The organism is Desulfatiferula olefinivorans (assembly GCF_054657895.1).
Genome location: NZ_BAAHXV010000015.1, coordinates 98,884 through 113,459 on the forward strand (window position 1 = coordinate 98,884; position 14,576 = coordinate 113,459).

Genomic DNA, 14,576 nt, shown 5'->3' on the forward strand with positions numbered 1-14,576 from the left:
ATGTTCGAGATCAAGGCTTGCGAATCCCGAGGAATGAGGCGTACTTAGGGTACGCCGCAGTGACGAGGGATGACGCGTAACGCAGATATCGGACTTTTTACGGAGCCGTCATTTTTTTTCGTCAAGGTTTTCAGAAAGCGAGCCGAAAAAAGTAAAACAGCGTTTCATAGTCCATCCGGAACCCCGTCCGGGTGGGACGAACCGGGCTTGTCATCCGGCCTTGCCGGTGTTCTGTGTCAACAGACGCCGCCCGGTTCAACAGCGTTCTCGCCTTGAAGGACGTGTGAAACACGCGATGGCAAGCCGCCTTCACCGGCGTCAGGAATCGTAACCAAGGGGATTTCAGGCAATAACCGTGATGGTCTCGTAAAAAGTCAATTTTTGGACGGCTTTGTAAAATGTTCGAGATCAAGGCTTGCGAAGCCCGAGGAATGAGGCGTACTTAGGGTACGCCGCAGTGACGAGGGCTGACGCGTAACGCAGATATCGGACGTTTTACGAAGCCGTCAACCGTGTTTCAAACCAGCAAGGTGGGAGGCGTTTATGAACCGATGGACGACGCAGGGGATCTGTGCTGCGATGATGTTGATGTTTGTCTGGGCAACCGGATGCAGCGACGGGGGCGGCGGACAGACTCAGACCCCCACGATTTCCGTGGCCGGGCGGGTCAATGACCAGGACATTCCCGGAGCAGACGTGGTCCTCAGAAAGGACGGTGACGATACGGTCCTTGCCTCGGCCACCTGCGGCGCCTCTGGCACCTTCACCCTGTCCGTCGGCCGAACGATGATTTCCTCTGACAGCCTTTATGTGCTCACGGCCACCCACCCGGACACCGGCCTGACCCTCCGCTCCCTGATCTCCGGGGCGGACATGCTGGCGGCAGGCGGCACCTATGCCTCCGCCCTTACCGCCGTCAGTCCCTACACCGAAGCGGCTTACGCCGTGGCCCGTACCGAAGACCCCGAAACAAGCCCCCTTTCCTTCATGAAACGATCGATCCGGGTTACCCGGGCGGGACTGCCCCGGTCCACGGGGAACGATGCGGTGGACGCCTTGGCAGCCTTTATCAAAGAACACTTTACGGACCCGGACGCGGAACCCGGTTCGGCATACACCCTCGCCCTGTTCGCCCGCATCCTCTCGGTTCACTGGCCGGTGGTGTTCACGGAAGGATCGACCACCACCATCCCCCTGCCCGAAGAATTGACGGAAGCAGGGGTCGCCGTGTCGGTGACGTCCTTTGACGGTCCCGACAGCGTGACCGTGAGCGGTAACACGATAACGGTCGTCTCCGGAGCCGCCGACGTCCAGGGCCAGGCCGTCATCGGGCTTTCCCTGGGCGGGATGTCACAGGACCTGACCCTTCCGATCAACACGGCAGGCGTCCTTGCGACCTACCGGCACAGTTTCCCGGCCGGCAGCACCGCGTCCGAGACGCTGGGGGATCTGACCATACGGCCCGGAGCCCGGTCTTTTGATTCGGCCTCACGCATGGACATCACCGTTCTCGATCACGACGGCCTTGCCGGAACGGCCCTTTCAGGCATCACCATCGCCGCGGCCTTCGACATCCGGCTGACGCTGGAACCCAGTGCGCCGGTCACGGTGATCTACCATCCGGCCGTGGCCCTGGACCCGGACAAAACGGTTCTGATCCACATCAACGGAGCCACCAAGGTCGAACAGATCCTTTTTCCGGACAGCTATGATCCTTTGACCAACCGCATGACCTTCACCCTCGACGGATTCTCCCCCGTCCTCATCGGCGTTCTTCCCGATGCGCCGTCCTACACCACAGGCTCGACGATCACGGCGTCGGATCTTCTGACCGACAGCGCCCGGGCCTTCGCCTTTGCCCGGCAGATGGCCGACACCCTGTCCGATCCGGGGCATCTTGCCGCCCTCGAACATCTGGCCGGGGATACAGACACCTGCATCGCCTACCTCACCGTTCTTGCAGGCAAGGCCCTGGCCTCGTTCATGGCCCTGCCGGTCACCGATCGGGACGGTCTTGCGGCCTTAGACGGCCACACCTTCACGCAACGGTGGTACAGCCAGACTCCGGTGAACGCCCACGACGAATACTTCCGGATCAGAAGCCGGGTGATGCAGGCCCTCTACCGGGTGGCCAACGTCCCCTACGAACGCCTGACCGTGGCCAGGCTTACGGACTACATCGCCCGCCAGGGGGCGGACATCGAGTCGGCCATCAGCGCGCCGATCCTGGGTCAACCCGATGCGGAAGGGGCCTATTATTTCCCCACCATCGCCTACCGGGTGCTCAAACTGGGATGCACCCCGCCCCAGACGTTTTTCCAGAATGCCCTCGATCAGGTGGACCCTGCCCTCATGGATGAGGCCGCCTACCATGCGCTCTACCGGGAAATGATTGACTGGATCGACGTGTTTCTCGCCTACAAACGGTTCACGGCGCCCAAGGTGTCCACACCGGGCCAGAACGCGACGCGCCTTGCCAGTGTCCGCAACACGCTGATCCGTGATGCCGGACGGTTCTTCACATCGACAACCGGGGCCCGCTATGCCGGCATCTGGCTGGGCGGTGTCTTCAGCTATGGAACGGACAACGATATCGGAGCCGCCTCACAAATCCTGGCCGACATCAACGACACCCTCGATGCCGTCACCGTGTTCGCGGAAGACGATTCCTCCGTCAGGGCCAGGGCGACGGGCGATACCGAATACCCCCTGGGCTCATCGGTCAGGGGACGGGCCTGGGTCGATCACGGTTCCTACTTCCTTCCCCCGGAGGTGAACGACGAAATCGAAAACCTCGAAAACTGGCGCAATTATCTTTCCAGCCTGACGCCGGATATCTTCACCTGGTACCGGGATGCGGACGGCGACGGATTCGGTGATGAGGAACAGACCACCGAGGCCTACAGCCGCCCCGACGGCTATGTGGCCGACAGCACGGACCCCGACGACACCAACGCCACCATCTACCCGGATTCCCGGGAGATCTGCGGCGACGGCGTGGACAACGACCAGAACGGCCTCGTCGACGAAGGATGCAGCAGCCATTACAAAGGCACCGAGACCACCATTCCCCTGATCCGCAAGAGCAACAACCAGTTCCTGATCCCCGTGGACGTGGGCAACCAGACCCTGAACCTTTTGGTGGACACCGGCTCGGACGCCCTTCTGGTCTTTGCGGACAGACTGTCCGTCGACACCACGGTCGAGGTCTCGGCCACCCCCTTCACCAAAAGTTACGCCAGCACCACCCGGCAAGGGTTCCTGGCCCAGGCCGCCGTTCGCGTGGGGGCGTATTCCGATCCGGACATGACCATCATGGTGGTCACGTCCCCCACGTCGTCGAACGATCCCTCGCTCACGGCCAAGGAGGCGGACGGCATCATCGGCCTCAGGCGGACCCAGGGGGTATCGATCAGCAGCGGCACCGACTATCCGGACGCCCCGCTCAAGACCCTTTCGCCCGCCGTCAACAGGTTCGAGCTGAACCTCCCCCCCACGGGGCCGGCGTCGGTATCCTTCGGCCACATGGCCACCCTGGACCGGGCCAAGCCCCAGTACGTGTTCAAGGCCAAAACCTACACCTTCCTCGATCCCGAACGACCGGCCGAGGCCAGTTACGCCGACTTCCAGGCGCCGTTCCGGGCCAAGAGCCGGTTCGGCGAGGCCAACACCGGCGAGCTTGACGTCCTGTTCGACAGCGGCGCAGTCAGCAAGCTGGTTCTCGACACCGAGGTGGCCAAGGCCCTGGGCTACGATTCATTCACCCGGACCTGGAACATCGGCGACGACGAGGACATCGAGTTCAACCTGGTGGGCGCGGGAAGCACCATCACCATCTATCCCAAGTTCAAGGTCTCCGAAATCAGCGTGGCGCCCCTGAGCCGGATGGGCGTGACCTACGAGGCCGTTCTGGGCATTGACCGCTGGCAGCATTACGTGGTGGGCTTCTCCTCTCTGGACTACCAGAGCGGAGGCCCCGACGGAACCATCCTCATGCTGTTCCGGCCCAACCTGGCCGAAGCCTACCGGCAGACCCGGCCCGGAGTCCCCCTCAACTACCAGGATCTTTCCGGGCTCAACTCCATCGGGGACGATCAGTTCCCCACCGCCGACCAGACCGGCGACCTTGTCGCCTTCCAAAGCAACCGCCCCGGCGGCATGGGCGGCTGGGACATCTACCTGTGGCGCAAAGGCGAGGGGCTCCTCACCTACCCCAACCTGAACAGCACGGGCGATGACGCCGACCCGTCCCTTTCCGGAGACGGCCGTTACCTGGCGTTCTACTCCAACCGCAGCGGCGACTGGGACATCTATCTGTATGATATTGAAAACCGCGTGTTTGTCGACACCCCGGGCCTGAACGCCCTGGGTCTTGACCGGACACCCACCATGAGCACCGACGGGCGTTTCATCGCGTTCCGGTCCGAGCGCGACGGCGGCGAGGGCGGATCGGACATCTACCTGTACGATCGGGTGACCGAGTCTCTGGTGCCGTTGCCCGGTCTCAACACCAGCGACGGCGAGTTCGATCCGGTGCTGAACGAAGACGGCACCCTCATCGCCTTCGACCGCGACACCTATGTGGGCGGCAACTACGATTCGGACGTGTTTTTGTACAATGTCGCAACCCACACCCTCGATTCTCTTTCAGACATCAACGGGGACTCCTGGGACATGGATGCCGTGATCAGTCCCGGCGGCACCTACCTCACCTTCCACACCAACCGCCACAATCCGGCCATGGAACTCTATGACCGGAATTTCCTGATCTACAACCGGGAGACCGGACGGCTGGAGCTGTTCTCCGGTCTCAATTCCGAATTCGACGAAGAGGGGCTCTGCTTCACCGGCAACAGCCGGGGCATCCTGTTCCATTCCAGCAGGCCCGGCGGCCTGGGCGGATCGGACATCTATGCCTATACCCTGTCGGCCGATGCCCAACACCAGGAGACCCCGGCACCCGAAGACCTGCCCGAACAGAGCCTCCCCCTTACCCGCGATGAAGCCTCGGGGACCTATACCATAGCCGTCACCACGGACGACGGCACCGAGCTGACCCTTCTTCTGGACACGGGGGTGTCCGGGATGATCCTGTTCGCGGACCGGGCCCCCACAGGCAACCGCTGCAACGGCCCCACATCCGTCACCCTGCCCTACGGCACCCTCAACGCCGCCGAGCAGATCTGCACGGCAATCACCGTGGGCGGAGAGACTGCGCAAACGACGGCCCCCGTCATCCCACGCCAGAGTGATTACAACGCCCTGGTCGGCCGGTCCGACCTGCCCGTCGTGGACGGGGTGATCGGATTCAGAGGCAATATCCAGAACGAATTCAACCCGAAAATGCTGTTTATCGAGTTTTGCTTCATCGATGGCGAAGACCTGGGCCTGTCGCTCACTCCCGGCCTGACCATCGGCCGAACCCCGCTGACCTCCCTCGCCCGCGGGCAGGGCGAATACGTGTTCGAGACCTACCTGGACGGCGTGACCGATCCCATCGACCCGGTCGGCAAGAGCTACACCAACATGGATGTGACCTTCATCGCCAGAACCGACACGGGACAAACAAGCGGTGACGGCAACCTGGTCATGCTCAGCACGACACTCAACGACACCCTGATCCTGGACTACGAAACCGCCCGCAGCCTCGGGTATTCGGAAATCATCGGATGGGGGCAAACCTCCGAGGTCGGCCTTTTCTTTGCGGGTGACGTTTACATTCTCCCCGTCGAGATGGGGGCTTACCCCGTCGACAAAATCCTCGTGACCGATCTATCGGAACAGCATTGCCAGGCGGTGCTTTCCGCCGACCGCTGGATGGACAGCTTCGTCGTGGGGTTCGCCTCCGTCGACTACCAGTTCGGGGGCCCCTGCGGCTACCCGGCCCTGCTTCACGTGAAGGACATTCCGGCCCTCCAGGGCGACTACCTGACCAAAGGCCGCAACTACATCGCCCTGCCGGGACTCAACAGCTCAAGCGACGACGATTACCCCACCGTCAGCATCGACGGCCAGACCATCGCCTTCCAGAGCACCCGAAACGGGGACAAGGACGTGTTCGTCTACAAGATCGGCCAGGGCCTGATCGACCTGCCCGGCCTCAACAGCGCCTTCGAGGACGAGCATCCCTCAATCAGCGGGGACGGTCGGCTGGTCGTGTTCCATTCGAACCGTTCCGGCAACCCGGATATTTATCTTTACGACATCGAGGCGGGGGATTTTATCGATCTGCCGGACCTCAACACCGAATACGAGGAACGCCAGGCCTCCATCAGCGCCGACGGCACCATGATCGCCTTCAAAAGCCGGCGGCCGGACAGCGTGGGGGAAAGCTGGGACATCTATCTATACAGCATCACCGACCTTGCCATGGCCCCCATCACCAACAACTGGGTCAACACCGAAGCGGACGAAGAGGCTCCGGTCCTGTCCCATGACGCCTCCCTGCTCTCGTTCGTGGCCTATGACCGTCCGGATTCTATCGGCAGCTCGGACATGTTCGTCTGCGATCTGTCCATCGGCCGTCTGCTCGAACTGCCGGAAGGCGTGAACGAAGAATACTGGAACGACGGGATGATCGGGGTGGACGGGCGGTTCGTGCTGTGCACCTACTACGAAGACACCACCGACTACATCAAACTGATGGAACTCAGTTCAGGCGAGTTCATCTACCTGCCGGGCCTCAACACGGCCTATAACGACTGGGGCATGCAGGCCACGCCCAACGCCCAGTACATCGTGTTCGAATCCGACCGCCCCGGCGGCGAGGGCGGCTGGGATATCTATATCTATCAGCGCGACGAAACCGACACCAACTCCTACACCGTGACCACGGGCTACGACCAGAGCGGCTACGTGACCGATGCGGACGGCAACCGGATGGCGGACGAGGAAATCCGGGCCTACGACAAGACCGGCCGTCTGATCGGCACAGCCGTCACCGACGGAGACGGCAACTTCACGCTGACGGTGCCCCAGGGCTCCCAGCTGGGCATCTCCTTCGAATCGCTGACCGCCGATCTGTCCATTGTCACCGACGATGTGGGCGATGACACCTACGTGCCGGATTTCGAAGCCGGCAACCTGAAATTCACCGAAGTCTGGATCGAGGACACGGCCCAGGCGGGCCTCTCCTCCACCATCCACTTCGACATCGAAGCCACGGTGCCCAAGTACAACACCTATGTGAGCGTTTACCTCAAGGCCGGAAACCCCGGGGATTTCGTGGTGGACGACATCTTTGTGGCGGATTACGAACTCACAAGCCTCGTCATCGACAGACTCGGGTTCCGGGGAACGGTTGACGGGCCGATGGTCAAACAGCAGAAAGACACCACCACCTCGGTCACGTATTATCCGGACACGGGCAACAAAAAGGCCTATGTGGAACACACGTTCCTCGTGCCCCAGGGCATCGCCGACGGCGTGTACACGGCCGTGTTCGCCATCAACACCTACGATGTCACCGCAGAAGACGACGCCCTCCAGGGCGAATCGGACGGCGACCTTTCCGACAACTTCATGGTGGCCTCGGCGTCCACCATCATCGGCAACCCGACATTGCCCAACCTTCGAATTCTGTCCTACGAGCTCTACACCAACAGCTTCGAGCTGCCCGCATCCGAACCCGATCCCGACGTGGTGCCCGAACAGTACGACCTGAGCCTGAACCTCGAAGTCGAATCCATGGCCCAGGACACCACGCTGCCGGTTGACATCACCTTTGACCTTGTGATCGGCGGGACATCCTACCCCATGACCCTGGCCGAGCCCAACGAATACAACGTACTCCTTAAAAAAGACAAGGAGACTTACGCCGTCACCTGCCGCCCCGAAGACCGGGACGGGTACCCCGCAGGCGACCGCTGCGCCTCCCTGTACCGCCAGGAGCAAACCGGCAAGACCTACAGCCTGCATATGAATGCCGAGGCTTACGACGCCCTGTCGGGCCTGTCCGAGGACACCCTGTGCTACCTGACCGTTAAAGTGGACCCGGACCTCACCGTCGAGGAGTACAACGACAACCTGGCCGACAACACCATCACCCTGCCCATCATGTTCCTGGCTCCCGAGCCCGAAGCCAAGTCATCCAAGATGACCGCCCTGCCCGGATCGACCAAGAGCAACCTGTTCGATCTGCGCGGAGGGAACAATTACGGCAACGATGATTTCGGCATCGGTTATGAAATCGGGCCTAAAATTGACTATATGTACGTCACCTTCGAGGGTTACGAGTCACCCTATGCGGTCGATTTCAACGGAACCGGAAAAGTGACGGCAACGCTTTTCGGCCTTGATATCACGCCCCTTGAAGCCGGACCGAAATTTGACTTCGATTTCACGGAGACAGGCCTTAAAAACTCTTATTTCGATTACGGCATATGGACCTTCGGGCTCAGGGTCTTTGGTTACAGACACACCATGCCCAGTGAATTCCGTGTCATGGGTTACCTCACACTCTGGGACAGCAAGGACAACAGCGGAAACGAAAAATACTGCAAACGCAAGGAAAAGAAAAAGCACAAAACCTTTATGGTGGGCGTGATTCCCCTGACCGTTGAAGGGGGCGTGGTGGGTGAGATCGGCATAAGGGGCGCCATCACCTTCCAGGCAGGCAACAAACTGAATCTTGAAGCCGGGCCCTACGCCTCACTTGTGGGGTTTCTGGAAGCGTCCGTAGGCGCTCCCGGATTCAATGTGGGCGTGGGGATTGAATTGACCCTGATCGATATCATGCTGAAATTGAACCCCTCCATGATGGTCAAGCCCGAAGTTCCCATTGCCATTTTCGAACTCAAGGCGCCGGTTGTCCTGACCACGCTGAACGGGCATGCCTACGGGTTTGCCAGAGCGCTTTTCTGGAAATACAAGCATTACCTCATTGCGTGGAACGGCTACAGCTGGGAGGTCAACCTGTTTCCCATCTGGTACAGGGGTTTTGGGGCCACCAATCTCTACAACACCAGTTATTACACCCAAAACAACTTTACAGGCACTGCCGTGGCCGGGGAACGGACCGGGTTTCTGTCCACCGACTGGGGGTACGGCGGCCCGTCCGAGCTGAACGGGCAGGTGGATTATTTTTCCGCGATTTACGAAGGGTACTTTGAATTTTCCGCTGCGGACAAGTTCATCTGGGGAGAAAAAAGCGGCCAGGGCGGAGACTACATCTTCTATGTAAACAGCGACGACTATCTGACCATCAAAATGGATGATGAGGACATCCTGACCGATAACTTCGGCGAAACCCAGTTCACCAAGTCCGTAACCGAAGGGTTCCACAAGCTCACCGTCTATTACAGGGAACTGCACTCGCCGGCCCATTTGAGTCTGTACTGGACCTCGCCCGACCAGTTTGCCGCCTTCTACTACAACAACACGGATATGTCCGGCGATCCTGTGCTGTACCAGGTCACGGACAAGATCAACTGGAAGCTGGGGGACAAAAGCCCCAAACCCGGGCTGGTCAACGCGGATAATTTCAGTATCAAATACGAAGGGGATTTTTCCTTCCCCATATCGACCAACTACGCGTTCACGGCCAAAGGCGACGACGTGGTCCGGATCTATGTGGACGATGTGCTGGTCCTCAACAACAACGGCGTCTGGTACCAGCCCCACGCTGCTGCCGCCTATGTGACCGCCGGAACGCACAAGGTCCGGGTGGAATATGTGGAGTATTGGGGTGGTGCCGACCTCAAGGTGGACTGGGCTCCCATGAATACCTTTGTGGGCTCCTATTTCAACAACCGGCAATTCAAGTACGACCCGGTTCGAATCAGCGATGACGGCGGCTACCTCAAGGCGGACCCCGGTCTGTGGGAGCACTATTTCCAGGCCGATTTCGGATGGGGCAGACCCGCAAACGACCCCAATGTCAACTACGACTACTTTTCCGCACGCTGGGAAGGCGCCTTTTATTTCGATGGCGGCACCTACGACTTTGTCATGGCCCATAACAACGAGTTATCCGTATGGGTGGATGAAAAACTGATCGGATCCTACACCGAATACAACCGGTCGGAACTCGTCACAACCGATATTCCCCAGGGCTGGCACATCATCCGCATGGCGTATACGGAAGAAAATGAATTTGCCGCGGCCGTTCTCAAGTGGGGTAAAAGGCAAAAGGGCATCATCACCGAATATGCCGGAAAAAGTGTTGACTCGTCAGGTAATCTGATTGTTCAGCTGATCAACCGACGAACCAACATGGAGCAGGACTGGGGCAGTTCCGGACCCCAGGGGGACTGGTCCCTCGGGCCCGGTTTCCAGGTGATCTGGGAAGGGGATTTTGATTTTGACGCAGCCCCCTACCGGTTCAGATCCGGTGGTGACAACCGGGTGAGGGTTTACCTCGACAATACCTTTGTGGTCGAAGGGACTTGGAGAGATTGGAATGTCTATGACTACAACGCCATAGCCATGAACCCCGGAACCCATCGTGTGAAGGTTATCCATGATGATTGGGGAGGCATTGCCTGGTGCAAGGTATCCTGGGATAAACTCCAACCGAATATTTTCTACGGGAAGAAGTTTGATCACAAGCACCAGGATGCCCAGTGGAGCCTCGTTGCACCATCCACGTATTATCTTGATTACGACTGGGAAGGCAGTGCGCCCGCAGGAAACGTTGATAATTTTATGGTTGTCTGGACTGGAGTTTTTGACTTTTTGTCCGATGGGACGTATCGCTTCGTGGGCTTCAAGGATGATGACCTCCATGTCTGGATCGACAATGTCCATGTGCATCATAGTGGATGGGGAAATTATTCTTTTGATGTCGTCTTGAAAAAAGGCCCCCATTCCATTAAGGTCCGTCATTCGGAAGGGGGTGGCCTGGCCGAATTGGATTTCTCATACTATCGGTATAAATAACCCGTTTTTCATTTCAACGGGTAGAGGCAGCACATCACCTGTGGCGTCGGGGCCTTTTTCCAGGCCCCGGCCCATGGGTGTTGACGTCAGCCACGTTTGACGAAGCCGTCAAAAAACTTACTTTTTACGAGATCATCACGTTTAACCGAAAAAACGACGGCCATGGGAAATGGGCAGGCTGATGATGACCACCCCCATCTTCCCTGTCTGCAAAGCCGGTTCGTACTCTGCATGAATGAAAAGCTATAAAGGATGCTACCGACCATGAAAAAACGAACCTTAGCCGCCGTGGTTGCCTTCGTTGCGACCGTCATTCTGTTTATCTGGGTTTTCAGTCATCTGCAAAACACCAAATCCAACCCTGCCGGATCGGGAGATACCGCAGCGATGGCCCCTGAAAAGGCCCTACCTTCCCTGTCCTTCTCGAAGGATCTTGCGTTTGACTTTTCACCGGCCCCGGGCGAGGTTCTGTCTTACCGATTTGTCCTGAAATCAGATACAGAGCTTGCGTCGGATCTTTTTTCGATCAGCGATCCCAAGGCCCCGTCATCTTCCAGGGACGACTTTGTCCACCTGATGTTAAACACATCGGGAAACCTGTTTTTGAAGTTCTATCACCCAAAAAGGCCGGGTGAGGATCTGAACGTCGCCTGCATCATCGAGGACGTCCGGCTCACCTTGAACGACAAAACACCCGATTACGCCAAGGCCCTGGCCTTCCCCTTTGCCGTCCAGATGGACGCCAAGGGATACCTGAACGATTTCGTCTTTACCGCCGGCGTTCCCGAACAAGCGGCGATCATGATCAAAACGATTCTTTACGCCATGCAGACCGTCTATCCCAAAGAAAAGAAAACCACCTGGCAGACCCGTGAAATCGACGCATCCGGTCAATACCTGGCCGAATACCGTCTCACGGATGGGGAAAACGAAAAAAACGCCGTAACGGTGGAAAAAAAGAAAACGGCCTACACCCTGCTTCTCAACAAAGATGTGGACATGGCCGAAGGCCTTGCCCCCACCGGGGTGCGCATCGAAACAAGCCGCATCGTAACGCGTCTTCCCATCACGGGGGCCTGGATTGCGGGCACGGAGCAGATGGAGGTCACGGACATCATGACCGGAACGAAAAAACTCGGACGGAGCACCACCCGGTTTTCAGCCGAACGCCGGGACAAGGCTCCGGCGTCGGCGTTTGCCGGGACCTTCGATGAGGCTCTTTCCACCCTTTACTCGCCCGCCTATCTCAAGGAAAAATACAGAGAGACCGACCCAGAACTGTCCGCCCTTTCCGCCAATTTCGACCTTGACGCCGCCCTTGCCGCCTTCAGGGCCATGCGGGAATCCCTGACCACCGCCGACCGGCTCAATGCGGAAAAATTCATGATCAACTACCTGAGACAGAACCCTGAGGCCTGTTACGACCTGATCCGCATGATCGATGCGGACGCCGGCCAATCCCGTTTCGATCACGACGAGCAGCTCGAACTCTGGCGGCTGATCACCAAGGCCGGCCATGACGATGCCCAGCGGGCCATGCTCGAAGCCATCGGCAACACGGCGTACAGCGACCTGACCCATATCCGGGCCCTTGCCTACATCCATGACTTTGAATATCCCCAACCCTTTGTGGCTGACGGCCTTTGGCATTTCTACAATTCAGTGGATATGATCAAAGGGAATGACACCGCACGGGAACTGGGGAGCATGAGCCTTTACGCCATCGGCAGCCTGGGCAGTGATGAAAAGCTGAACCAGGCTCTCAAACCCGTGATCGGGAAAAGCCTGGTCGACAACCTGCAACGGGCCGACGACCCGTCCGTCCAGGTGATGACCCTCCAGGCCATTGGAAACTATGGCGGCGCCGATGCCATGGATGGGGTCAAACCCTATTTCACGAGTCCGGACGAACATGTCCGCATCGCCGCCTACGAGGCCATCCGAAGGATGCCCGGTGACACGGCCTTCGATGCCTTCAAAACCCATTACAGTGCCGAATCATCACAGAAGGTTCGGACCTCCGCACTCAAAATCCTGGAATCCATGCCCGCCACCGGCGAATCCATCGCCTGGGCCGGCCGGGAGGTGCTCACGGTCAACGAAAGCCAGGATCAGGAATCCCTGGTCAAGGTCCTGGGGCAGAACATGGACGGCCATCCCCAGTCCGAGGCGGCCCTTCGAGAGCTTCTTGCCCAGAAGCCCTCAAACCTCGTCAAGAAAACGGTCTACCGCTACATCACGCCCTGACGGGTTTGTCCGGCCTTTTTTTGGAAATGGCGATAAACGGGGCAGGAATGTCGGCGGAAACGGTTATGCGGATCTGCTGTCCATGATGACCTATCCGGGAATTTTACCCCAGAATAGCGTCTGTGTGACAAATGCATAATAATCTGAAAGATTCAGTATAAATTCAGGAGACTGGGGTTGGCACACCCGCCGGAACTCGGCCTGGTCCTCTGATGACAGTTCGCTCCCCCCATCGGGCCAGCGCATCATAAAAAGGTCCATCAGGGCATCGCGGATTTCAGGACTGAGGGGCGAATGGAAGCTATCGGCAAAGGTTCTCGCATCGGGCGCCTCTGTCCCTGCCTCGCGGAACCAGCTCAATGCACGGAGGAAATGTGTTTCCGGGTTCTTTCCATGGACAAATGGGGCAAGACCTCCTGACGTCGCTTTCAAACGCGCTTCCAAGCGAGGATATCCAGGGAGCAGATGTTCAGAAGACCAGCCTGAAATCGCTACAATACCACCGGGCTTCACCACCCGTGCCAGTTCTTTAATCAAAGGCAGCGGTTCCAAGGGACCATAGCCAATACAATCCGCGCTCCATGCCCAATCGAAGGCATTATTTTCAAAGGGGAGATCACCAACATTCCCTCTCAGGAATGCAATCCGTTCCGACAGTCCGGCTGCCTTCACAAGATCCTCACCACGATTCAAAAACGCCGTGGAAACATCAAGTCCGGTGACATGCCCATGGGGTCCCACCGCTTCGGCCAGCAGCATGCATTGAAGACCGACGCCACACCCCGCATCCAATCCCCTGCTCCCGGAAGGAAGCTTTAATGTCTCAATCATCGCACGAAGGGTTGGCGCTCTCAGGGAATTGGACGCGAAGAGACTGTTCATGTATGATCTTATACCCATCGTCTGTTTCCTTGTATTTTAAGAGTATACGCCCTTTTCATTTTCAACTTGTGGTCAAAAACGACAAGCTGCCTACCATGAAAGCCCATATCTTTCAAATACAGGAATAAAATCTCGTGGTAGGAACACCTGTTGCCAGGCGCCCCCCACACAGACCCGGACGTGCGGTTTTCCCGCATCCGGTTCTTCGGTTGCACTCGCTTCCGCGCGGATCTTCACAGTTACCCGTTACAAGATCCAGTTGCTATTCCCCGCAGTGAGGTTTGCTCGAATTATCCAGCCCTACATGGTACTTGTCCGGTACGAGTTTCCTTTGCGGACTACGTACTTCCGTCAGGTCCTTCCCCTTGTGGCAGGCTTTCCCTACCTCTGAGTACTATGCCTGATAAGACACCCCGAGGGCATCTAATCGCCTTACGACGACCCACCTGGATCGTGGATATCCACGCCAGGAGCACAACGGGGCTTCCCGAGTTCTACGGCGGATCTCTTCCTGCATGCCACGGCCTGATGACTCCGGTGGACCTCCACATCCTCGCCAAATCGGATGT

At 58.4% G+C, this 14,576-nt stretch carries 3 protein-coding genes; 2 read left to right on the forward strand and 1 reads right to left on the reverse strand.

The genetic code is table 11. The features are described 5' to 3' along the window. The first annotated feature begins 543 nt into the window (after positions 1–543). Both ACYQ11_RS12360 and ACYQ11_RS12365 read left to right on the forward strand, forming a co-directional pair. The gene (locus tag ACYQ11_RS12360) at positions 544–10,878 is read left to right on the forward strand and encodes a PA14 domain-containing protein (RefSeq protein WP_459924095.1); all 10,335 of its coding nucleotides are present in this window, start codon (positions 544–546) and stop codon (positions 10,876–10,878) included. 264 nt (positions 10,879–11,142) lie between these two features. Beyond that, on the forward strand, positions 11,143–13,125 hold the full coding sequence (locus ACYQ11_RS12365) for a HEAT repeat domain-containing protein (RefSeq protein WP_459924096.1): 1,983 nt from the start codon (positions 11,143–11,145) through the stop codon (positions 13,123–13,125). A gap of 90 nt (positions 13,126–13,215) precedes the next feature. Here ACYQ11_RS12365 and ACYQ11_RS12370 read toward each other — a convergent pair whose 3' ends face one another. Next, on the reverse strand, positions 13,216–14,025 hold the full coding sequence (locus ACYQ11_RS12370) for a class I SAM-dependent methyltransferase (protein ID WP_459924097.1): 810 nt from the start codon (positions 14,023–14,025) through the stop codon (positions 13,216–13,218). Positions 14,026–14,576: the final 551 nt, after the last annotated feature.